Origin of the sequence: Citrobacter sp. Awk 4, assembly GCF_028069725.1 — a bacterium.
GTDB lineage: Bacteria > Pseudomonadota > Gammaproteobacteria > Enterobacterales > Enterobacteriaceae > Citrobacter_D.
This window is the reverse complement of the sequence record NZ_JANEWG010000001.1, coordinates 65,709-87,559: the sequence shown is the minus strand read 5'-3', so window position 1 is coordinate 87,559 and position 21,851 is coordinate 65,709. Positions and strand designations below refer to the sequence as shown.

Sequence of the window (21,851 nt, the reverse complement as noted above, 5' to 3'; positions counted from 1 at the left end):
AAGCCGGCCTGACGGCCGGCTTTTTTCTGGTAATCTCATGTAGGTTGTGGGGTTATTGGGTGACAAAGACAATTCGTTTGCCGTTTGTTGTTTCAAAAATGTTAACATTTTTGTACACTACGGGCGGATAGAACGACCCGGTGGATGATGGGCGACAAGACCAGGGATCGCCGGAAATAAATTAAGAGGTCATGATGAGTACTGAAATCAAAACTCAGGTCGTGGTACTTGGGGCAGGCCCGGCAGGTTATTCTGCGGCCTTCCGTTGCGCTGATTTAGGTCTGGAAACCGTAATTGTAGAACGTTACAGCACCCTCGGTGGTGTTTGTCTGAACGTGGGCTGTATCCCTTCTAAAGCGCTGCTGCACGTTGCTAAAGTTATCGAAGAAGCCAAAGCGCTGGCTGACCACGGTATCGTCTTCGGCGAGCCGAAAACCGATATCGACAAGATTCGTACCTGGAAAGAGAAAGTGATCACTCAGCTGACTGGCGGTCTGGCCGGTATGGCGAAAGGCCGTAAAGTGAAAGTGGTCAACGGTCTGGGTAAATTCACCGGGGCGAACACCCTGGAAGTTGAAGGCGAGAACGGCAAAACCGTCATCAACTTTGACAACGCTATCATCGCGGCGGGTTCCCGTCCGATTGAACTGCCATTTATTCCGCATGAAGATCCGCGCGTATGGGATTCCACCGACGCACTGGAGCTGAAAACTGTACCGAAGCGTTTGCTGGTGATGGGCGGCGGTATTATCGGTCTGGAAATGGGTACTGTGTACCATGCGCTGGGTTCAGAGATTGACGTGGTTGAAATGTTTGACCAGGTTATCCCGGCGGCAGACAAAGATGTTGTGAAAGTCTTCACCAAGCGTATCAGCAAGAAATTCAACCTGATGCTGGAAACCAAAGTGACTGCCGTTGAAGCGAAAGAAGACGGTATTTACGTTTCCATGGAAGGCAAAAAAGCGCCTGCTGAAGCACAGCGTTATGATGCCGTGCTGGTGGCTATCGGTCGTGTGCCGAACGGTAAAAACCTCGACGCAGGCAAAGCTGGCGTGGAAGTGGATGAGCGTGGCTTCATCCGCGTAGACAAGCAGTTGCGTACCAACGTACCGCACATCTTCGCTATCGGCGATATCGTCGGTCAGCCGATGCTGGCGCATAAAGGTGTTCACGAAGGTCACGTTGCCGCTGAAGTTATCGCCGGTAAGAAACACTACTTCGATCCGAAAGTGATCCCATCCATCGCTTACACTGAACCAGAAGTTGCATGGGTCGGTCTGACTGAGAAAGAAGCGAAAGAGAAAGGCATCAGCTATGAAACCGCCACCTTCCCGTGGGCAGCTTCTGGCCGTGCTATCGCTTCCGATTGCGCAGACGGTATGACCAAGCTGATTTTCGACAAAGAGTCTCACCGTGTGATCGGTGGCGCGATTGTCGGTACCAACGGCGGTGAGCTGTTGGGTGAAATCGGTCTGGCAATCGAAATGGGCTGTGACGCTGAAGATATCGCGCTGACCATCCACGCGCACCCGACTCTGCATGAGTCCGTGGGCCTGGCGGCAGAAGTGTTCGAAGGCAGCATCACCGACCTACCAAACCCGAAAGCGAAGAAGAAGTAATTTTCTGACTTTTGTGAAAGCGCCTCTTCGGAGGCGTTTTTTTTGCCTGAAAGCTACCTGTTCTGGTAGTCATCTTGTTGATTTTAACCCTAAAAAAATCCTCTCTTCTGCCGATAACCCGTTCACCATTGTGTGGCTTCTGGCTGCGCGCTTACTGGGATCTGGACTCTCATTACACGAAGAAAGGAAAAAACATGTCTTTAAAAAAAATCGCGGTTGTTGGCATGGTCGTCGCGGCAATGACGCTGACCGGCTGCGGTGCAATGACCACTGCAGTGAAAAAACGTAACCTTGAAGTGAAAACGCAGATGAGTGAAACCATCTGGCTGGAGCCTTCCAGCGAAAAGACCGTCTACATTCAGGTCAAAAACACTTCTGATAAAGACATGAGCAACCTGCAAACCTTGCTGGCAAATGATCTGTCAGCGAAGGGCTATAAAGTGACCAGTTCACCGGACAGCGCGTATTACTGGGTTCAGGCTAACGTGCTGAAAGCGGATAAAATGGATCTGCGCGAAGCTCAGGGATTCCTGAAAACCGGTTATGAAGGTGCCGCGATGGGTGCGGCTTTGGGGGCGGGTATCACCGCTTATAACAGCAATTCCTCCGGTGCTGCGCTGGGCGTGGGGCTGGCGGCGGGTCTGATCGGGATGGCCGCTGATGCGATGGTCGAAGATGTGAACTACACCATGGTAACCGACCTGCAAATTTCCGAACGTAGCAAAGCGAAAGTCACCACGGATAACATTGCTGCGCTGCGTCAGGGCACCTCCGGCATCAAGCTGCAAACCAGTAGTGAAAAGGGCGAGCGTGCGAAATACCAGACTCGCGTCGTGTCTAACGCCAACAAAGTTAACCTGAAGTTTGAAGAGGCGAAACCGGTGCTGGAAGCGCAACTGGCAAAATCTGTTGCCAACATTCTGTAATTTGGCTCTGTACCCGTAAAAAGGCGAATCGCTGGAGTAATTCTGGGATCTACAGACAATAATCCCCGTGTTTTGACACGGGGATTATGAGCAGTCAGCAGCGATACGCTGCTTTTTTTATGTTGGCTATTCTACCGGTGTCCAGGGCGCATCCTCGGTATATTGGGTGATAGCCGTTACTTTCTCTACGGTATCGTCACCTAGATCGGCCTGATAAACCCGATCGTCCTGATTCACCATAAAGCTCATCACACCCGTTTCTCCCCATTCCACCGGCCATGCCAGCAGCGCGAATCCTTTCTCATCATTGCTTTTGACGATGCGAAAGTGATAGCCATGATAACCGGTACCTGGCACCACCGGGCTGAATGCCGGCCCTAATGGGCTTGGGTCTTCTCCGGGTTTTATCGGCCAGTACAGGCCATCCTGTTTACCTTCGCTGCTGATCAATTTAGTGGCGAAAACCTGTTTGCGCTGCCAGTAGTCGTACTGGGCGTCAACATAGGCGCGCATTGCTTGTATGGCCGACAGTTCATTACGACCGATGGCGCGGGTGAGGATCTCATCCTCTGCGGCAGCCATATCGAAATGCCAGCCTTTGCTGGTTTTGACAATAGGGACGGGCAGCTGCCAGTCTTCTTGCCCGACATTCAGATGCGCTATATTTTCTTGTTTTACAATGTGATGACTGACCTTCCAGTCTCGATTAAAGCGAGCGACCGCTTCCGGGTCAGCCCCTTCCGGCGGGAGATACTGTTGCCAGTTGTCGCCTAACACAGCATTAAGATGCGTTTCATTTTGCTGGGCAACGGCATCAGCAAAGGCTTTTGCCGCCTCTTCGGGAGAAGAGAACAACTGCTGCGCGTGGCTCATCAGAGGCAATGACAGCAGCAGGGCACTTAACATGATTTTTTTCATCATTTGCTCCGATTAACGACGGCGTTCGTGACGCTCAGACATATTTCCACGCGCCTCGGCACGCTGTTGGGTATTTGCACGACTCACACGGCGGCTTTCCTGACCTCGTGATTGCTGAGATTGCCAGGAGGGTGAACGGCTGTCATTCCCACTGAATGCGTTAGAACGGTTACTCTGTACGCGCGCCTGACGTTGTTCCGTCGAGACAGAGCTTCGCCGCTGCGTTGTGGACGACTCCACCCGCTGGCGAGCGTTATCGCGTTGCTGCTGAGAAACCTGCTGTTGGGCTTTCGCTCTCTGCTCATTGCGATTCTGCTGTTGTTTCGGCGTTGTCGATTTTTGTAGCGTTTTTTGCGCGGCTTCCCGACGCGTGCTGTTTTGCGGGGTATCGTAACCGCGATAGTTGTTACGCTGGGCAACTTGATTCAGTTGCTGTGAAGCTGCTTTGCGTTGCATATCGCGGGAAGAGACCGACTGCTGGGCCGTTTTGGGGGCCGTGTTGTTGCGCTGCTGGAGCTCTGTCATTGCCGCTTGGCGCTGGCTGTCGCGGGATGCAGTTGTGGCAGCTGATTGCTGCGTTGTACGCAATCCACCGTTGGCACTGGTCTGATTAAAACGTTGCGAGACCGCGTTGCTCTGGTAAGGCACGCCGCCGCGATAAGCAGGGTTGTGCTGCCAGTTCATGTTCCTGTCTTTAAGATTTTGACCGGAGATACGGTTGAGGTTTTCCACATCGATGTTGATGTTGTTGTCCCCGTTACGTTCATAATGACCGCCACCACCGTTGTAGTCATCATGATCGTGGTGATAATCGTCGTCGTCATCATCCCAGTCAATGTCACTGAACAAGGCATAGGTAGTGGCTACCCCCAGACTAAAACCAAAACCGTTCACAAAACTGCTGGCAAACTGTTGCCCCGGAGGAGGCGGCATATAAACCGGCGGATAGGCCGTATTTGGCCAGGTTCCATACACCGTCGAAGGGTTATAGCTCGGGACATAGACGACCTGCGGATCGGTGGGCTCAATTTTGATGACGGTCGGTGCCGGGGCTTGCGTCGTCGTATTTGTGGTGTTGTTGGTGGTTGTGGTGGTGGTGTTCTGTGTCGCGGCAACGGTTTTCTTCGGTTCGCTGGTCACCGTTTGCTGCGGTGAAGATTTCAGCGCACCGGTTTGTTGCGCCAGTAATCGCAGGCGCTGAACGGAGTCCATCACATCCTGCGGCTGCGCCAGGAAGGCATCCCCCAGGTTTTGTACCCACGGTGGATTCTCACCCATCATCGACATTAGCTGAGGAAACGCGACCAGCGATTTGACGCTTGGATCCCACGGTTGACCTGCCACCGCCTGAATTGCGGCATCTCCCTGCAAATTCGGATTATCACGCGACCATTGGACAGCCTGAACCACGTTCGCCGGGTAGGTCGACGCCATCAGTACCTGAGAAAGCAGCGGATCAGGAAAAAGCGCAATAGGGGCAACCCACTGATCGATTTGGGCGTTAGTGAATGCCGGTTTTGCGGTAGGCGCAGCGGCTGCAGTTGGATCTTGAGGCGGTGCCGCGACAGGGGCGGTTTGCACAGGGGCAGGCGCCGGCGCGGGCGCTTCGGGGGTCTGGCTTTTGATATACAACACACCCGAAGCGGCGAGCAATCCAGTGCAACACACCAGAGCAATCACATAGGGCTTAAAGGGCAACTTCATCTTCTCTCTCCCGATTCCTGCGGAATCGCCAGGGTCATAATACCTGCCGCATGACGTTGCGGTGTGGCATGAGTATAGAGAGACAATAGTTTAATTTTTAACTTATCTTGGGATCGATACCGCAAGATGATTATCATCAGACGAAATTATGTGACTAAACGTAACGGGGGAAAATAATTTCTTGTCCTGATAATGAAGGGCAATAGACCATACGTAACGATTCAGCCACTTTTTTATGTTGCTTTTTTGTAAACACATTAACACCCCGCTAAAATCCTGCTATTCTGCCGATTGCGGTATCGGGCATTTACCCTACTAACTGCTGTCTCACAGGAGCGTGAAGAGAATCGCCCATATACAAAAGCGCCGCACTATGACAATGAGAGCGAGGAGAACCGTCGTGCTAGAAGAATACCGTAAGCACGTAGCTGAGCGTGCCGCAGAGGGGATTGTACCCAAGCCCCTGGATGCTACCCAAATGGCTGCGCTTGTCGAGCTGCTGAAGAACCCGCCTGCTGGCGAAGAAGAATTCCTGTTAGACCTGTTGATTAACCGTGTACCGCCGGGCGTTGACGAAGCTGCTTACGTCAAAGCCGGATTCCTTGCTGCTGTCGCCAAAGGCGAAGCGACTTCCCCTCTTGTGACCCCTGAAAAAGCCATTGAACTGCTGGGCACCATGCAGGGGGGTTACAACATTCATCCGCTGATCGACGCGCTCGATGATGCCAAACTGGCGCCGATCGCTGCCAAAGCGCTTTCCCACACCCTGCTGATGTTCGACAACTTCTACGACGTAGAAGAGAAAGCGAAAGCGGGTAACGCCTTTGCTAAGCAGGTGATTCAGTCCTGGGCCGATGCCGAGTGGTTCCTGAACCGTCCGCAACTGGCTGAAAAAATTACCGTAACCGTCTTCAAAGTGACCGGTGAAACGAACACCGATGATCTCTCCCCGGCACCGGATGCGTGGTCTCGTCCTGATATTCCACTGCACGCGCTGGCGATGCTGAAAAACGCCCGTGAAGGGATCGAACCGGATCAGTCGGGCGTGATTGGTCCGATCAAACAGATCGAAGCCTTACAACAGAAAGGTTACCCGCTGGCCTATGTCGGCGACGTTGTAGGGACCGGTTCTTCGCGTAAATCCGCGACGAACTCCGTGCTGTGGTTCATGGGCGATGACATCCCGCACGTTCCGAACAAACGCGGCGGCGGCCTGTGCCTCGGCGGCAAAATTGCCCCTATCTTCTTCAACACCATGGAAGATGCAGGCGCTCTGCCGATCGAAGTGGACGTCAATAACCTGAACATGGGCGACGTGATTGACGTTTATCCGTTCAAAGGCGAAGTGCGTAACCATGAAACTGGCGAGCTGCTGGCAAGTTTTGAACTGAAAACCGATGTGCTGATTGACGAAGTGCGTGCCGGTGGTCGTATCCCGCTGATTATCGGGCGTGGCCTGACCACCAAAGCGCGTGAGTCTCTCGGTCTGCCGCACAGCGATGTGTTCCGTCAGGCGAAAGACGTCGCGGAAAGCAACCGTGGCTTCTCGCTGGCGCAGAAAATGGTGGGCCGCGCGTGCGGCGTGAAAGGGATTCGTCCGGGCGCGTACTGCGAACCGAAGATGACCTCCGTGGGCTCCCAGGATACCACTGGCCCAATGACCCGTGATGAGCTGAAAGACCTGGCGTGCCTGGGCTTCTCTGCTGATCTGGTGATGCAGTCTTTCTGTCACACTGCGGCGTATCCGAAGCCGGTTGACGTCACCACGCACCACACTCTGCCAGATTTCATTATGAACCGTGGTGGTGTTTCCCTGCGTCCGGGCGATGGCGTTATCCACTCCTGGCTGAACCGTATGCTGCTGCCGGATACCGTGGGTACCGGTGGTGACTCGCATACCCGTTTCCCGATTGGTATCTCCTTCCCGGCGGGCTCTGGTCTGGTGGCGTTTGCTGCTGCGACCGGCGTGATGCCGCTGGATATGCCGGAATCGGTGCTGGTGCGCTTCAAAGGCAAAATGCAGCCGGGCATCACCCTGCGCGATCTGGTGCACGCCATCCCGCTGTACGCCATCAAACAGGGCCTGCTGACCGTTGAGAAGAAAGGGAAGAAAAACATCTTCTCTGGCCGTATCCTGGAAATTGAAGGTCTGCCGGATCTGAAAGTAGAGCAGGCGTTCGAGCTGACTGATGCTTCCGCTGAGCGTTCCGCTGCCGGTTGTACTATCAAGCTGAACAAAGAGCCGATCATTGAGTATCTGAACTCCAACATCGTCCTGCTGAAGTGGATGATCGCGGAAGGTTACGGCGACCGTCGTACCCTGGAACGTCGCGTTCAGGGCATGGAAAAATGGCTGGCGAACCCTGAGCTGCTGGAAGGCGATGCAGATGCAGAGTACGCGGCGGTGATCGACATCGATCTGGCCGATATCAAAGAGCCGATTCTGTGTGCGCCAAACGATCCGGACGACGCGCGTCTGCTCTCTGACGTGCAGGGCGAGAAGATCGACGAAGTGTTTATCGGTTCCTGCATGACCAACATCGGCCACTTCCGTGCCGCAGGTAAACTGCTGGATGCACACAAAGGCCAACTGCCGACGCGCCTGTGGGTGGCTCCGCCAACCCGTATGGACGCCGCGCAACTGACGGAAGAAGGCTATTACAGCGTCTTTGGTAAGAGCGGTGCGCGCATTGAAATTCCTGGCTGTTCACTGTGCATGGGTAACCAGGCGCGTGTAGCAGACGGTGCGACGGTGGTTTCTACTTCCACCCGTAACTTCCCGAACCGTCTGGGTACCGGCGCGAACGTCTTCCTGGCCTCTGCGGAGCTGGCTGCCGTTGCGGCATTGATCGGTAAACTGCCGACCCCGGAAGAGTATCAGACCTATGTGGCGCAGGTAGATAAGACCGCTGTCGACACTTACCGTTATCTGAACTTCGATAAGCTCTCTCAGTACACCGAGAAAGCGGACGGCGTGATTTTCCAGACCGCGGTATAATTCGCTAACGCGTTTGGCGTAAAAACGCATCAATGCCCGGAGAAGTCTGCTTCTCCGGGCATTTTTATTTCTATTCCTTCCACCCGCTACGCTTTTTTTCTGCGCCCATGCTGCGATAATTACAGCATGGGCGCAGTGCGAGATTGACGCATTGCCGGGAGCAGAGGAACACATTATGGATTACGAATTTCTGCGTGATATTACCGGAGTCGTAAAGGTGCGGATGTCCATGGGCCACGAAGTGGTGGGGCACTGGTTTAATGAAGAAGTGAAAGAAAACCTGGCCTTGCTTGATGAAGTGGAGCAGGCGGCGCATGCGGTGAAAGGCAGCGAACGTTCCTGGCAACGGGCAGGACATGAATACACGCTCTGGATGGATGGCGAAGAGGTGATGGTTCGCGCTAATCAGCTTGAGTTTTCTGGCGACGAAATGGAAGAAGGGATGAGCTACTACGACGAAGAGAGTCTGTCACTTTGTGGCGTGGAGGATTTTCTTCAGGTGGTTGCGGCATATCGTGAATTCGTGCAGCAACGTTAGTTCAGGGATACTTTATACAGCGGAGCCTCCGTGCTCCGCGAATACGCTTACACCGTAGGAATATTACGGCCGTAGTAAATCTCGCGCATTTCCTTCCAGAGCGCAGCGGTAATCTCTTTGCGCTCGGTGTCTGTCAGATCTTCCGGTTTGGTGTGGAACATGTAGTGCTTAAGGTCGAACTCTTTAAGCAACATTTTGGTATGGAAGATATTTTCCTGATAGACGTTCACATCCACCATGTCATACAGCGACTTCATATCCTCGGACATAAAGTTCTGGATTGAATTGATCTCATGATCGATAAAGTGCTTCATGCCATTGATATCACGAGTAAATCCCCGCACACGATAATCAATCGTCACAATATCGGACTCGAGCTGGTGGATAAGGTAATTCAGCGCATTCAGCGGTGAAATCACGCCGCAGGTGGAAACTTCAATGTCGGCGCGAAAGGTACACAATCCACCTTCCGGGTGGCTTTCCGGATAGGTGTGGACGCAGATATGGCTCTTATCAAGGTGAGCGACGACCGCTTCCGGCAAAGGGCCTGGATGTTCGGTTTTATCGATAAGTTTTGGGTCCATCGGCTCTTCGCTCACCAGAATGGTGACGCTGGCACCCTGTGGTTCGTAGTCCTGACGGGCAATATTCAGGATGTTTGCGCCGATGATGGAACAGGTTTCCGAGAGAATCTCAGTCAGACGGTTGGCGTTGTAGAGTTCATCGATATAGGCGATGTAGCCGTCACGCTCTTCGGCGGTTTTGGCATAGCAGATATCGTAAATACAAAAACTCAGGCTTTTGGTCAGGTTATTAAAGCCATGCAGTTTCAGCTTTTTCAATTTTTATCACATCCTTAGATTCACTGCGCGGACAGTGCATCTTGCAAGTATTGAGGTAAGGCAAAGGCTGCCGTGTGAATCGCCGGATTGTAGTAACGGCATTTCAGACCGGAAGTGTGGAATCGGGCCTGAATAATCTCGGTCGAAAGATGGCGCAGGGCTTCGTTATCGGTCGCCCAGGCAAAGGTCATGATTCCGCCATAGTAGGTCGGAATGGCGGCCTGATAGAAACTGACGTCACCAAAGTAGTGGCTGAGTTTGCGGTGGCTGTCGAGCGCTTCATCTTGCTGCAGGAAACAGACGCCATTCTGGGCGACAAAAATCCCGCCAGGGTTCAGGCAGCGTTTGCAGCCTTCATAGAATGCCGAGGTGAACAGGCTTTCGCCGGGACCAATAGGATCGGTGCAGTCGGAAATGATCACATCGAAGGTCTGGCGGGTCTGATTCACGAAGTTGACGCCGTCGTCGATCACCAGTTTAAATCGCGGATCGTCGTAGCTGCCTGCGTTATGGTTCGGCAAATATTGTCGGCAAAATGAGACCACGCCTGCGTCGATTTCCACCATCGTAATGGTTTCAATGTTTTTATGGCGGGTCACTTCGCGTAGCATGGCCCCGTCACCACCGCCGATGATCAGCACATGTTTAGCGTGACCGTGCGCCAGCAAAGGCACGTGGGTCATCATTTCGTGATAGATAAATTCATCGCGCTCGGTGGTCTGCACCACGCCATCCAGCGCCATCACGCGACCAAACGCGGCGTTCTCGAAAATGATCAAATCCTGATGGTCGGTTTTCTCATGATACAGCACGTTATCCACGGCAAAGTACTGACCAAACTGGTCGTGTAGCGTTTCATGCCACGAGGGATTTTCGGCCATGGGTTGATACCTCCATTTGTTGACGCCCGTGAAAAAGGGCGCAACATCATAGCTAACAATGACCGGTGTTGCACGGTCATTACTTCAGCATTTTGGTATCGGGAAATTTATTTGACGTAGGCCAGCAGACTGAGGGAATCACGTGCCAGCGCTTTGCATTTTTTTGCGACGGGGATACCAATTCCGCTGAGATCCCGATAGCTGTCTTCACCGAGGGATTTCATGTCGAAGGTGTCGTAATTACTGAGATCCCACTGGTTTTGCTGGGCAAAAAAGACCAGCGCACGACGAATTTGCCCATTGGGTAAATTCTGGTATCCACAGTCATTTTTCAGAAATACAAAAACTGCCGTTAAATCGGCCATATCTTCGGCTTCGGACTCACTGAGCGCATAGCTATTGGCACTTACGGCCATCAGGCTGCCGAACAACACGGTTCTGAAAAACGTCTTCATTGCTTCTACCACTGCATCACGGAAATTAAACGTTAGCACACTGCGAGCGAGGCGACGACCTTTATTATTGCATTCGAGGCTGTCTCTGACTTGACCTTCCTGTAGGGGGAGGGTCTATGCTCAAGTTTTAGGCTGTGTCCCGCCTGCTGAGAATAAGGAAGTGAAAATGCAACGTCGTGATTTCTTAAAATATTCTGTGGCACTTGGGGTCGCATCTGCATTGCCGCTGTGGAGCCGGAGTGTATTTGCCGCCGCACGCCCCGCGTTACCCATTCCCGATCTGTTAACCACCGATGCACGCAATCATATCCAGTTGATCGTCAAAACCGGGCAGTCGACCTTCGGGGATAAGACGGCCACAACCTGGGGTTACAACGGTAATCTGCTGGGACCGGCGTTAAAACTGCACAGGGGGAAAGCTGTCACCGTCGACATTCATAATCAGCTCGCTGAAGAGACAACATTACACTGGCATGGCCTGGAAATTCCCGGTGAAGTGGATGGCGGTCCGCAAGGCGTTATTCCTGCCGGTGGTTCGCGCACCGTCACGTTCACACCAGAGCAGCGTGCCGCCACCTGCTGGTTCCACCCACATCAGCATGGAAAAACGGGGCGTCAGGTCGCGATGGGGCTGGCGGGGCTGGTGCTTATCGAAGATGAGGATATTCGTAAGCTACTGCTCCCTACACAGTGGGGCATCGATGATGTGCCGGTGATTATTCAGGACAAACAGTTTTCCGCTGACGGTCAGATCAATTACCAACTGGATGTAATGACCGCCGCGGTGGGGTGGTTTGGTGACACGCTGCTGACCAACGGGGCGATTTACCCTCAACACGCCGCGCCACGAGGCTGGCTACGGCTGCGTTTACTCAATGGTTGTAACGCGCGTTCGCTCAACATCGCCGCCAGCGATGGCCGCCCTCTGTATGTGATCGCCAGCGACGGCGGATTGCTGGCTGAGCCTGTCAAAGTGAATGAACTTCCCTTATTGATGGGGGAGCGGTTCGAAGTGCTGGTAGATATCAGCGATGGCAAAGCGTTTGATTTGGTGACGCTGCCGGTCAGCCAGATGGGGATGGCGGTTGCGCCATTTAATCAACCGCATCCGGTTATGCACATCCAGCCGCTGGTGGTGACCGCTTCCGGTACGTTGCCGGATACGTTAACCAGTATGCCGGCGTTACCGTCGCTTGATGGCCTTACGGTACGCAAGTTGCAGCTCTCTATGGACCCCATGCTCGACATGATGGGCATGCAAATGCTGATGAAAAAATACGGCGATCAAGCGATGTCCGGGATGGAGAGTGGGCAGAAGATGGGGCATATGGGCAATGGAAAAATGAATCACGGCAATATGAATCATGGCAGCATGGGGCATATGGATCACGGTGGGCAGTTTGATTTCCATAACGCCAACAAGATCAATGGTCAGGCTTTTGATATGAACAAGCCGATGTTTGCGGCGGCGAAAGGGCAGTATGAGCGTTGGGTTATCTCCGGCGAGGGCGACATGATGCTACATCCGTTCCATATTCATGGCACTCAGTTCCGCATTCTGTCGGAAAACGGCAAAACGCCAGCAGCGCATCGTACGGGATGGAAAGATACGGTACGCGTCGAAGGTGGCGTCAGCGAGGTGTTGGTCAAGTTTGAAAACGATGCCCCGAAAGAACATGCTTATATGGCGCACTGTCATCTGTTAGAGCATGAAGACACAGGAATGATGCTTGGATTTACCACTGCGTAATACTTTGCGCCCGCGGCTTGCCGGCGGGCGAAACTCCGAAAATGGCCCAACCTGATGCCTGAGATATTTTACCTCTGAGGCGCTGTACTGGGGGAAGGTCTGGTCTGTCATTATCCAGGTAGTAAAAGTAGCAGGCATTATCGATGCTCGTTTTACTACCTGGCGCAACCATTATCGATTTTTTTGAATAATTTCGTTTTTTATCTTCATAAAGAGAATTGAACCTGCCAGAACGAAGGTAATCAAATTGGGGATGATAACGGGGAGAGCGCCCGACAAAATTCCATAGAGCAGCCATAAAGAAATGCCGAAAACAAAAACGGAGTACATCATCAATGAAATATCTTTCGTTGATTTTGTCTTTAGCACTAAAGCCACCTGCGGAATAAAAGAAATGGTAGTGCAACCGCCGCCAATAAAACCAATGATATTAATGTAATCCATCTATTACTTCCGCGAATGTATATGTGTTGTTAACTTCCTGAAGCCATTTTATATGTAAACCGTTTAGTTTTACAAAACGTAGCCAGGTTTTACTGCATTATAGTTATCACACCAATTTTATTTGAAATATATACCTTTTGTGCTGTCGGTGAAGGGTTGCTTGAGATTGTGTGATCTTCAGCACTTCATCTTGTTGTCATACCAATTATTCTTTAATGCGAAAACGTGTCGTACCAAATTCGGTTTTGCGATAGTACATCTTTTTATTACCCAAGCTATCAGAATGTATACATAATTTTTGTGAATAATACGTGTGAGGAGTTGGCATGACGGTTCGAGATGAACATATCATCGAAAGCAATAAAAGTATTAATATCAGGCCGTTCGGGTTTAGAGATAAATTTGGCTATATGTGCGGTGACCTGGGTAACTGTTTTATCCTTGGGTTGGTGAACAGTTTTTTAATGATTTATTACACCAATGTTCTGGGTATTTCTGGCGTTATCGTCGGGTCGCTCTATTTTGTGACCAAACTCTTTGATGCGTTTGTCGATGTGGCCGTGGGGCGTTTATGTGATACCTCTAAGCTAACCGCCAAAGGGCGTTTTAACCCCTGGGTTAGTCGCATGAAGTATCCTTTTTGCGCCGTTGCGGTATTGCTGTTCCTGCCATTTGTGAGTGAATTTTCATATACCGCGAAAATCATTTACATTTGCGGCTCCTATTTTGTCTACGGTGCGCTGTTATCGACCGTTAACATTCCTTATGGCGCAATGTCGGCGGCTATCAGTTCCAATCCGGACGACCGTGTTTCGCTCTCTACGTATCGCAGCATTGGTTCTGCTATCGGTGGCGGGGCGACCGGCTTCTTTATTCCTATCCTGATGTATACCACCCTTGTTGACGGTAGCCAGGTTATTTCTGGTGAGCGCTTCTTCTGGATTTCGATCGGATGTTCAGTGCTGGCTTTCATCTTCTTAACACTGACGTGCCAGTTAACGACGGAACGTGTGCGCGTTGAGACAAAAGAGAACGTGCCGGTATCTGTTTTACTGAAGGGATTGTTACGCAATAAAGCGCTGATCGTTTTAGTCGTTGTTGATCTGCTGATTGTGATTAACCAGGGGCTCTCTGGTACCAACATGACCTATCTGTTTAATGACTACTTCCACAACAAAGAGGCGATGTCTGTCGCATTACTGTTTACCTTCGGTTCTCTGGTCCTGCTGGCGCCATCGGCGTCCTGGCTCACGAAGCGATTTGGTAAAAAAGAGGCAAGCGTAGGCGCACTGCTCTTTTCGGTGGGTATGTATCTGGTGATGTACTTCTGCCATATCACGGATGCGAAAACCTATCTGGTCTTCCTTTTCCTGGCGACCCTGGGTGCAGGACTCTTCAACCTGATGATTTGGGCATTCATGACGGATGTTTGTGATTATCACCAGTATGTCACCGGCGACCGCGAGGATGGCACCGTTTATGGTGTGAACTTCTTTGCCCGCAAAGTGGGTCAGGCGTGTGCGGGTGCTATTGGTGGCTTCATGCTGGCGATTATCGGTTATCAGTCCTCTTCAACGGGGGGCATCACCCAGAGCAGTGCCGTGCAGGAAAATATCTACGCGATGGCGAATCTTTTGCCTGCTCTGTGCCTGTTTTTGGCTGCAGTGACGTTGATTTACTTCTATCCATTGAACCGTAAACAAACGCTCGAAATGGAAAAAACGCTGAATAAATTAAATGGTATTAGCAAATAACCCTGAGAATGAGAGAAGGACAGAATTAATGCCTGTACAAATTGAAGTGAAAGATTTTGGTGCAATGGGTGACGGTGTTGTGAAAGACACTCTGGCAATTCAACGGGCTATTGATGCTGGTGCTGAACAGGGACTTCCCGTCGTGATTTCACCGGGGAACTATCTGGTAGGTTCGCTCTTTCTGAAAGAAGGAAGCAAATTGCAATTCGCGCAAGGGGCGACTCTGCTGGGTTCCACCGATATTTCTGACTATCCGGAGATCCCAACGCGGGTTGCGGGTGTTGAGATGATGTGGCCTGCGGCGGTACTCAATGCTATTGATGTTAACAACATTGAGATCTCTGGTCCTGGCAAGATTGACGGTCAGGGTACGCACTGGTGGGATCTCTATTGTGGTCCGGATAAAGAGAGTGGACTGCGCGTCGATTACGATAAAAAAGGGCTGCGCTGGATTGCGGATTACCTCGTTAAACGCCCACGCGCCTGCCTGATTTACAAGGCAGAAAACGTCACGATCTCTGATTTGACCTTTGAGCGCGCCGGGTTCTGGAATTTACAGATAACCTATGCGAACCAGGTTCTGGTGAGTGGTTTAACCATCCGCGATAACCATGGGCCAAGCACCGACGGCATTGACATTGATTCATCCAGCCATGTACGCGTCACCCGCTGTGACGTGTCGTGCGGTGATGACTGTATTGTCGTCAAATCGGGTCGTGACGGCGATGGTTACCGGGTCGGTAAGATTGCGGAACATATCGAAATCGACAACTGCCTTATTCGCTCAGGCTACGGCGTGACTCTGGGCAGTGAAGTCAGCGGCGGCATTCGGAATGTCTATGTGCATGACATTACCTTTGAGAACTCTGATTGCGGTTTACGCATGAAATCGTCGAAAGAGCGTGGCGGTTTCATGGAAGATGTGGTGGTGGAAAATTTGCAAATGCACAATGTGCAATTTCCATTTTCCTGGATTATGGATTGGCACAATTCCTACAACCGCAAACTCTTTGACAACATTGATGAACTGCCAGAAGACTGGCAGGCAGTAGCAAGGCAAATCCCGGAGCATTTACAGATGACCAAAGTGCGTAATATCCGCATTAGTCACGTTAATGCCACTCTGGATGCCGACTATGCATTACCGGCGCGCGCGTTCGACCTGGTCGCCTTTACCGAAAAACCGATGGAGAACATTAGCTTTAGTCACTGTCGGATTGAGGCCAGGGAGTTTGGACGTATTGTTGCTGTGAATGATTTGCGCTTTGATGACGTGGTTGTGTCTGTTGCCGGGGAAAATGACGGCGCGAACGATACGTTTGATAATCGCTAAAACAGAAAAGCAGCGTGGTGGCCCCACGCTGCTATTGTAAAAAACAGGCCGCTACTTTTCATCATCCGGCAGGACACAGGCGACAATGAGTCGCCTATTTTTTTGCCTGACAATCCGTGGTTATCTCGAATTATTTTATTCTATAACAATGTGTTATATGGATTTGTTGATTTTTGTGGCAGTGGGATTTTGGATTTAAGAGGCGCGAACCTCATTGCAAAATTAGACTTATTAACGGATGCCGCGAACAATTACTTTTGCTGGTATACTGCGTGCCTTGCGCTTCGATGCTGTGCAATTCCGAGAAGGCATTGAGTGATTTGTTTTTAAATCATATGGTTAGAGATATGAAACATACTGTAGAAGTCATGATCCCCGAAGCGGAGATCAAAGCACGTATTGCTGAACTGGGTCGTCAGATTACTGAGCGTTATAAAGACAGCGGCAGTGATATGGTGCTGGTGGGTCTGCTGCGCGGTTCATTTATGTTTATGGCGGACCTGTGCCGTGAAGTGCAGGTATCTCATGAAGTCGATTTTATGACCGCCTCCAGCTACGGTAGCGGCATGTCCACGACCCGCGATGTTAAAATCCTCAAAGACCTGGATGAAGATATTCGTGGCAAAGATGTGCTGATCGTCGAAGACATCATCGACTCCGGCAACACGTTGTCAAAAGTGCGTGAAATCCTGAGCCTGCGTGAGCCTAAATCACTGGCGATTTGTACCCTGCTGGACAAACCCTCACGCCGTGAAGTGAATGTCCCGGTAGAGTTTATTGGTTTCTCTATTCCGGATGAATTCGTGGTGGGTTACGGCATCGACTACGCGCAGCGTTATCGCCATCTGCCGTATGTCGGTAAAGTCGTACTGCTGGACGAGTAATCAAAGAGAGGAGCGCCTGATGGCGCTTCGCTTATCAGGCCAACGCGACGGTAGGCCTTCAGGCCGGGTAAGGCGGAATCGCCCCCCGGCTTTTTAACAAGAATTACTTGTGGTTGATGTGCTTCTGTTTGAGATTGGAAATCCCCTGACGGTAACGCTGTTCAAGGGATTCGCGACTGACGGCAGTCACGTCAAGATCGCGCAGCAGGCCATCGTGAATACCATACGCCCAACCGTGGATCGTCACTTTCTGACCGCGTTTCCAGGCGGACTGCATAATGGTGGAGTGGCCCAGGTTATACACCTGTTCCATCACATTCAGTTCACACAGGGTGTCCATACGACGCTCCTGAGGCATTTCACCCAGCAGGGAGCTATGTTTAAACCAAATATCACGGATGTGTAGCAGCCAGTTGTCGATCAACCCCAGTTCCGGGTTTTCAACAGCAGCCTGCACACCACCGCAACCGTAGTGACCACAAATAATAATATGTTCAACTTCTAAGACATCAACGGCATACTGCACAACAGAGAGGCAGTTGAGGTCGGTGTGGATGACCAGGTTGGCCACATTACGGTGCACAAATAATTCGCCCGGTTCAAGCCCGGTTAAACGTTCTGCAGGAACGCGACTGTCGGAACATCCAATCCATAGAAAGCGCGGCTTCTGTGCTTGCGCCAGTTTCTCAAAAAATCCGGAATCCTCTTCCACCAGCATTTTTGACCATAGTGCATTGTTACTGATGAGTGTATCTATGTCTTTCATGGAGGTTAACGACCTGTAACCAAATAAACGCGTTGGGCTAATATAGGTCAACTCCGGGATTATTTAAACCACATATAAAGTGTAGGAACGTAAGGTAAGTAAAAATTTATGACCATTGCACTGGAACTTCAACAACTTAAAAAAACCTACCCTGGCGGCGTTCAGGCGTTGCGTGGGATAGATTTACAAGTCGAAGCGGGTGATTTTTATGCGCTTCTGGGGCCGAATGGGGCAGGAAAATCTACCACAATCGGCATTATCAGCTCGCTGGTAAACAAAACGTCCGGGCGCGTCAGTGTCTTCGGTTACGATCTGGCGAAAGATGTGGTCAATGCTAAACGCCAGTTGGGTTTAGTGCCGCAGGAATTCAATTTCAACCCGTTTGAAACCGTCCAGCAGATCGTGGTGAATCAGGCGGGATACTATGGCGTCGAACGAAAAGAAGCGATCACACGCAGCGAAAAGTATTTAAAACAGCTCGATTTGTGGGAAAAACGCAACGAACGTGCGCGTATGTTGTCGGGAGGGATGAAGCGGCGCTTGATGATCGCTCGCGCGCTTATGCATGAACCGAAACTGTTAATTCTTGATGAGCCGACTGCGGGCGTCGATATTGAACTTCGCCGCTCAATGTGGGGGTTTTTGAAGGATTTAAACGACAAAGGCACCACGATCATTCTGACCACCCACTATCTGGAAGAAGCGGAAATGCTGTGCCGCAATATCGGGATTATTCAGCACGGAGAGCTGGTGGAAAACACCTCAATGAAAAACCTGCTCTCAAAGCTGAAATCAGAAACCTTCATTCTCGATCTGGCGGCAAAAAGCCCGCTGCCGAAGCTCGAAGGCTATCAGTATCGGCTGGTGGATACCGCCACGCTGGAAGTGGAAGTGCTGCGCGAGCAGGGGATTAACAGCGTATTCAGCCAGCTCAGCGAGCAGGGGGTTCAGGTGCTGAGTATGCGCAATAAGGCGAACCGTCTGGAAGAGCTGTTTGTTTCACTGGTTCATGAAAAACAAGGAGATCGCGCATGATGCAGCTTTACTGGGTCGCGCTGAAAAGCATCTGGGCCAAAGAGATCCACCGCTTTATGCGCATCTGGGTACAAACGCTGGTTCCGCCCGTTATCACCATGACGCTTTACTTCATTATTTTTGGCAACTTGATCGGTTCGCGGATAGGTGAAATGCATGGCTTTAGCTACATGCAGTTTATCGTGCCGGGTCTTATCATGATGGCGGTGATTACCAACTCTTACGCCAACGTGGCGTCGTCGTTTTTTAGCGCTAAATTTCAGCGCAACATCGAAGAATTGTTGGTCGCCCCGGTCCCGACGCATGTCATTATTGCCGGATTTGTCGGCGGTGGTGTGGCGCGCGGGCTGTGCGTCGGTGTGCTGGTGACGGCAATTTCGTTATTTTTTGTGCCATTTCAGGTTCATTCGTGGCTGTTCGTTGCATTAACGCTGGCATTGACGTCGGTGCTGTTTTCGCTAGCCGGGTTGTTGAATGCTGTGTTCGCAAAAACCTTTGATGATATCAGCCTGATCCCGACGTTTGTGCTGACGCCGCTGACCTATCTTGGCGGGGTGTTTTACTCTTTGACGCTGCTACCACCATTCTGGCAGGGTCTGTCGCACCTGAACCCCATCGTCTACATGATCAGTGGTTTCCGCTATGGTTTCCTCGGTATTCATGATGTTCCGTTAATCACTACATTTGGCGTACTGGTGATCTTCACCGTCGCTTTCTACATGCTGTGCTGGTATTTGATCCAGCGTGGACGTGGGCTACGTAGCTGATTTCACACTCCTCTCCCGTTTTGGGAGGGGATTCCTTTGACGGTTGTCACCATTACATATTGATTACCTTGATAAACTACTTCCCTGCTAAGGAGGTAGGCAATGTTAGGTTGGGTTATTACCTGTCATGATGGTCGTGCAGAGGAACTGCTGTCTCGTCTGGAAAAAAAACACGGCTCCCAGGCGCAATGCCGTGCGGTGAATTTCTGGCATGGATTAAGCGCAAATATGTTGAGTCGCATGTTGTGTGACGCGTTGCATCAAACGGATTCTGGCGAGGGGGTGATCTTTTTAACCGATGCGCCTGGCGCTGCACCTTATCGCATTGCGTCTTTGTTGAGCCATAAACATTCTCAGTGTGAGGTGATTTCCGGCGTCACTCTGCCATTGCTGGAAAAAATGCTGTCGTCGCGAGAGGCGATGAGCAGCGTTGAGTTTCGCAATCACATCGTGGCGCGTGGCACGTCAGAGGTGACCAGTCTCTGGCATCAGCAGCAAAAAAATCCCCCTTTTGTATTGCTGCATGATTTGTATGAGTATTAGCCGTTGGTATTGAGGGCGGTTTTGTTACAATAGGCAGGGTATTCACGTCCCGGCTATTTCTGATGATCAAACACGTTTTTTTCCTCCTGTTGCTGTTGGTTTCAATGGGGACTGGCGCTGCGTTGCCTGCGCGCTATATGCAGACAACGGAAGATGCCGCCATCTGGGCGCAGATTGGCAACAACATGAAGAACGTGGGAACGCTTCGTGCGGGGCAGATAATCTCTGTTGAACCCATTGCCGCAGATTATTACGAATTCAAATTTGGGTTCGGCACCGGGTTTATCGATAAAGGCCACCTGGAACCGGTGCAGGGTCATCAGAAAGTGGAAGATGGTCTGGGTGCCCTTAATAAACCCCTTAGCAACCAGAACCTGGTCACCTGGAAAGATACGCCCGTTTATAATGCGCCGGATGCGGGAAGCGCGCCCTTTGGCATACTCGCAGAAAATTTACGTTATCCCATTATCAGTAAGCTGAAAGGTCGGCTCAACCAAACCTGGTATCAGGTGCGGATCGGTAATCGGCTTGCTTATATCAGCGCGCTGGACGCGCAGGAAGATCACGGTATTCCCGTGCTCACCTACCACCATATTTTACGCGATGAAGAGAACACCCGTTTTCGCCATACCTCGACGACGACATCGGTGCGGGCTTTCAGTAACCAGATGACCTGGCTGCGGGACCTGGGATATACCACGTTGACGATGTACCAGCTGGAAGGGTATGTGCGCAATAAGATGAATCTTCCGGCGCGCGCGGTAGTCATTACCTTTGATGATGGACTGAAATCAGTCAGTCGCTATGCCTACCCGGTATTGAAACAGTATGGTTTTAAGGCGACCGCCTTTATTATTTCATCCCGTATTAAGAGACATCCGCAAAAATGGGATCCCAAATCGCTACAGTTTATGAGCATTTCTGAACTACAGGAGATCAGAAATACCTTTGATTTCCAGTCGCATACGCATTTTTTGCATCGGGTAGACGGCTATCGCCGCCCGATCCTGCTCAGCCGTAGCTATCACAATATTTTTATGGATTTTGCCCGTTCACGCCGCGCACTGGCGCAGTTTAACCCGCATGTGCTTTATCTCTCTTATCCATTCGGCGGCTATAACGCCACGGCGCTAAAAGCGGCTAACGATGCGGGATTCCATATGGCGGTCACGACGGTGAAAGGGAAGGTAAAGCCGGGGGATAATCCGTTCTTATTGAAACGCCTGTATATCTTAAGAACGGATTCGCTGGAAACCATGTCACGGCTGATCAGCAATCAGCCGCAGGGGTAATTCTGCTCAGGCAACTTGTACCGGGATCGCCTTCGCCGTGCGTTTCATTTCGTTGTCACCTTCAAAGTAGGCCACTTTGGGATGCCAGCGACGCGCTTCTTCGTCAGACATGGTCACGAAACTGGCGATAATCACAATATCGCCCACGCTGGCGCAGTGTGCCGCCGCACCGTTCACGGAGATAATTTTAGAACCGCGTTCAGCCGCAATGGCATAGGTTGAGAAACGCTTGCCGTTGGTGACGTTCCAGATATCAATGGCTTCGTTCTCGAGAATGCCCGCCGCGTCGAGAAAATCCTGGTCAATAGCGCAAGACCCTTCGTAATGCAGGTCCGCCTGAGTCACTTTCACGCGATGGAGTTTGCCCTGCAACATAGTGCGAATCATAACTTCTACCTTTCT

20 protein-coding genes are annotated in these 21,851 nt (G+C 51.3%); 12 read left to right on the top strand and 8 right to left on the bottom strand.

All coding sequences use genetic code 11. The features are described 5' to 3' along the window. Positions 1-194: 194 nt before the first annotated feature. Together lpdA and traT are read left to right on the top strand one after the other, a co-directional pair. Positions 195-1,619, top strand: coding sequence for a dihydrolipoyl dehydrogenase (gene lpdA / locus NNO04_RS00395; protein WP_162381056.1), 1,425 nt, complete (start codon positions 195-197; stop codon positions 1,617-1,619). A gap of 194 nt (positions 1,620-1,813) precedes the next feature. After that, positions 1,814-2,545, top strand: coding sequence for a conjugal transfer complement resistance protein TraT (traT, locus tag NNO04_RS00390; protein ID WP_271442977.1), 732 nt, complete (start codon positions 1,814-1,816; stop codon positions 2,543-2,545). Between the two features lie 126 nt (positions 2,546-2,671). Here the strand turns inward: traT and NNO04_RS00385 are convergent, their stop codons facing one another. Then, a complete protein-coding gene (locus NNO04_RS00385) occupies positions 2,672-3,463 on the bottom strand; it encodes a DUF2950 family protein (protein WP_271443040.1) in 792 nt (263 codons plus the stop codon). A gap of 12 nt (positions 3,464-3,475) precedes the next feature. Then, a complete protein-coding gene (locus tag NNO04_RS00380; RefSeq protein ID WP_271442976.1) occupies positions 3,476-5,167 on the bottom strand; it encodes a DUF3300 domain-containing protein in 1,692 nt (563 codons plus the stop codon). 400 nt (positions 5,168-5,567) lie between these two features. Between NNO04_RS00380 and acnB the strand changes: the two genes are divergently transcribed. Both acnB and yacL read left to right on the top strand, forming a co-directional pair. Continuing rightward, a complete protein-coding gene (gene acnB / locus NNO04_RS00375; protein WP_271442975.1) occupies positions 5,568-8,165 on the top strand; it encodes a bifunctional aconitate hydratase 2/2-methylisocitrate dehydratase in 2,598 nt (865 codons plus the stop codon). A 175-nt stretch (positions 8,166-8,340) separates the two neighbouring features. Then, positions 8,341-8,703 carry a protein YacL gene (gene yacL, locus NNO04_RS00370; RefSeq protein ID WP_271442974.1) on the top strand — a complete coding sequence of 121 codons (363 nt, stop codon included), beginning with the start codon at positions 8,341-8,343 and terminating at the stop codon, positions 8,701-8,703. A gap of 47 nt (positions 8,704-8,750) precedes the next feature. Here the strand turns inward: yacL and speD are convergent, their stop codons facing one another. The 3 genes from speD to NNO04_RS00355 all read right to left on the bottom strand — a co-directional run bounded on the left by speD (position 8,751) and on the right by NNO04_RS00355 (position 10,881). Further along, positions 8,751-9,545 (bottom strand): adenosylmethionine decarboxylase, encoded by a 795-nt coding sequence (gene speD / locus NNO04_RS00365; protein WP_271442973.1) that lies wholly within the window; start codon positions 9,543-9,545, stop codon positions 8,751-8,753. A 20-nt stretch (positions 9,546-9,565) separates the two neighbouring features. Next, positions 9,566-10,426 carry a polyamine aminopropyltransferase gene (gene speE, locus NNO04_RS00360; RefSeq protein WP_271442972.1) on the bottom strand — a complete coding sequence of 287 codons (861 nt, stop codon included), beginning with the start codon at positions 10,424-10,426 and terminating at the stop codon, positions 9,566-9,568. Positions 10,427-10,533: 107 nt separating this feature from the next. Continuing rightward, positions 10,534-10,881 carry a YacC family pilotin-like protein gene (locus tag NNO04_RS00355; protein ID WP_271442971.1) on the bottom strand — a complete coding sequence of 116 codons (348 nt, stop codon included), beginning with the start codon at positions 10,879-10,881 and terminating at the stop codon, positions 10,534-10,536. 166 nt (positions 10,882-11,047) lie between these two features. Here NNO04_RS00355 and cueO point away from each other — a divergent pair, with 166 nt between their 5' ends. Continuing rightward, positions 11,048-12,631 carry a multicopper oxidase CueO gene (gene cueO, locus NNO04_RS00350; protein ID WP_271442970.1) on the top strand — a complete coding sequence of 528 codons (1,584 nt, stop codon included), beginning with the start codon at positions 11,048-11,050 and terminating at the stop codon, positions 12,629-12,631. A 171-nt stretch (positions 12,632-12,802) separates the two neighbouring features. Here cueO and NNO04_RS00345 read toward each other — a convergent pair whose 3' ends face one another. Next, positions 12,803-13,075 (bottom strand): SemiSWEET transporter, encoded by a 273-nt coding sequence (locus NNO04_RS00345; RefSeq protein WP_192611110.1) that lies wholly within the window; start codon positions 13,073-13,075, stop codon positions 12,803-12,805. A gap of 326 nt (positions 13,076-13,401) precedes the next feature. On the opposite strand from NNO04_RS00345, the gene NNO04_RS00340 reads away from it, so the two are divergent. From NNO04_RS00340 to hpt, 3 genes are all read left to right on the top strand, one after another. Then, the gene (locus tag NNO04_RS00340) at positions 13,402-14,829 is read left to right on the top strand and encodes an MFS transporter (RefSeq protein WP_271442969.1); all 1,428 of its coding nucleotides are present in this window, start codon (positions 13,402-13,404) and stop codon (positions 14,827-14,829) included. 28 nt (positions 14,830-14,857) lie between these two features. Continuing rightward, positions 14,858-16,162: a glycoside hydrolase family 28 protein gene (locus tag NNO04_RS00335; protein ID WP_271442968.1), complete on the top strand. Its 1,305-nt coding sequence runs from the start codon at positions 14,858-14,860 to the stop codon at positions 16,160-16,162. A gap of 347 nt (positions 16,163-16,509) precedes the next feature. Then, the gene (hpt, locus tag NNO04_RS00330) at positions 16,510-17,046 is read left to right on the top strand and encodes a hypoxanthine phosphoribosyltransferase (protein ID WP_042997896.1); all 537 of its coding nucleotides are present in this window, start codon (positions 16,510-16,512) and stop codon (positions 17,044-17,046) included. 103 nt (positions 17,047-17,149) lie between these two features. Here hpt and can read toward each other — a convergent pair whose 3' ends face one another. Next, positions 17,150-17,812 carry a carbonate dehydratase gene (gene can / locus NNO04_RS00325; RefSeq protein ID WP_162381084.1) on the bottom strand — a complete coding sequence of 221 codons (663 nt, stop codon included), beginning with the start codon at positions 17,810-17,812 and terminating at the stop codon, positions 17,150-17,152. 108 nt (positions 17,813-17,920) lie between these two features. Between can and NNO04_RS00320 the strand changes: the two genes are divergently transcribed. From NNO04_RS00320 to NNO04_RS00305, 4 genes are all read left to right on the top strand, one after another. Beyond that, positions 17,921-18,847 carry an ABC transporter ATP-binding protein gene (locus tag NNO04_RS00320; protein WP_271442967.1) on the top strand — a complete coding sequence of 309 codons (927 nt, stop codon included), beginning with the start codon at positions 17,921-17,923 and terminating at the stop codon, positions 18,845-18,847. After that, on the top strand, positions 18,844-19,614 hold the full coding sequence (locus NNO04_RS00315) for an ABC transporter permease (protein WP_203358897.1): 771 nt from the start codon (positions 18,844-18,846) through the stop codon (positions 19,612-19,614). The genes NNO04_RS00320 and NNO04_RS00315 overlap by 4 nt, the downstream gene beginning before the upstream one ends. Before the next feature lie 102 nt (positions 19,615-19,716). Beyond that, complete coding sequence (locus tag NNO04_RS00310; RefSeq protein WP_271442966.1) at positions 19,717-20,157, top strand: PTS sugar transporter subunit IIA; 441 nt, start codon at positions 19,717-19,719, stop codon at positions 20,155-20,157. A 62-nt stretch (positions 20,158-20,219) separates the two neighbouring features. Continuing rightward, entirely contained in the window at positions 20,220-21,449 is a 1,230-nt protein-coding gene (locus NNO04_RS00305) for a polysaccharide deacetylase family protein (protein ID WP_271442965.1), read from the top strand. A 6-nt stretch (positions 21,450-21,455) separates the two neighbouring features. Here NNO04_RS00305 and panD read toward each other — a convergent pair whose 3' ends face one another. Continuing rightward, entirely contained in the window at positions 21,456-21,836 is a 381-nt protein-coding gene (gene panD, locus NNO04_RS00300) for an aspartate 1-decarboxylase (RefSeq protein WP_271442964.1), read from the bottom strand. Positions 21,837-21,851 lie beyond the last annotated feature (15 nt).

Bases quoted from the DNA above. Each gene is read 5' to 3' on its own strand.
- traT (WP_271442977.1), top strand. From the start codon at position 1,814: ATGTCTTTAAAAAAAATCGCGGTTGTTGGCATGGTCGTCGCGGCAATG.
- cueO (WP_271442970.1), top strand. From the start codon at position 11,048: ATGCAACGTCGTGATTTCTTAAAATATTCTGTGGCACTTGGGGTCGCA.
- NNO04_RS00385 (WP_271443040.1), bottom strand. From the start codon at position 3,463: ATGAAAAAAATCATGTTAAGTGCCCTGCTGCTGTCATTGCCTCTGATG.
- NNO04_RS00380 (WP_271442976.1), bottom strand. From the start codon at position 5,167: ATGAAGTTGCCCTTTAAGCCCTATGTGATTGCTCTGGTGTGTTGCACT.
- can (WP_162381084.1), bottom strand. From the start codon at position 17,812: ATGAAAGACATAGATACACTCATCAGTAACAATGCACTATGGTCAAAA.
- lpdA (WP_162381056.1), top strand. From the start codon at position 195: ATGAGTACTGAAATCAAAACTCAGGTCGTGGTACTTGGGGCAGGCCCG.
- hpt (WP_042997896.1), top strand. From the start codon at position 16,510: ATGAAACATACTGTAGAAGTCATGATCCCCGAAGCGGAGATCAAAGCA.
- panD (WP_271442964.1), bottom strand. From the start codon at position 21,836: ATGATTCGCACTATGTTGCAGGGCAAACTCCATCGCGTGAAAGTGACT.
- NNO04_RS00340 (WP_271442969.1), top strand. From the start codon at position 13,402: ATGACGGTTCGAGATGAACATATCATCGAAAGCAATAAAAGTATTAAT.
- NNO04_RS00320 (WP_271442967.1), top strand. From the start codon at position 17,921: ATGACCATTGCACTGGAACTTCAACAACTTAAAAAAACCTACCCTGGC.
- speE (WP_271442972.1), bottom strand. From the start codon at position 10,426: ATGGCCGAAAATCCCTCGTGGCATGAAACGCTACACGACCAGTTTGGT.
- yacL (WP_271442974.1), top strand. From the start codon at position 8,341: ATGGATTACGAATTTCTGCGTGATATTACCGGAGTCGTAAAGGTGCGG.
- NNO04_RS00315 (WP_203358897.1), top strand. From the start codon at position 18,844: ATGATGCAGCTTTACTGGGTCGCGCTGAAAAGCATCTGGGCCAAAGAG.
- NNO04_RS00335 (WP_271442968.1), top strand. From the start codon at position 14,858: ATGCCTGTACAAATTGAAGTGAAAGATTTTGGTGCAATGGGTGACGGT.
- NNO04_RS00310 (WP_271442966.1), top strand. From the start codon at position 19,717: ATGTTAGGTTGGGTTATTACCTGTCATGATGGTCGTGCAGAGGAACTG.
- NNO04_RS00355 (WP_271442971.1), bottom strand. From the start codon at position 10,881: ATGAAGACGTTTTTCAGAACCGTGTTGTTCGGCAGCCTGATGGCCGTA.
- NNO04_RS00305 (WP_271442965.1), top strand. From the start codon at position 20,220: ATGATCAAACACGTTTTTTTCCTCCTGTTGCTGTTGGTTTCAATGGGG.
- NNO04_RS00345 (WP_192611110.1), bottom strand. From the start codon at position 13,075: ATGGATTACATTAATATCATTGGTTTTATTGGCGGCGGTTGCACTACC.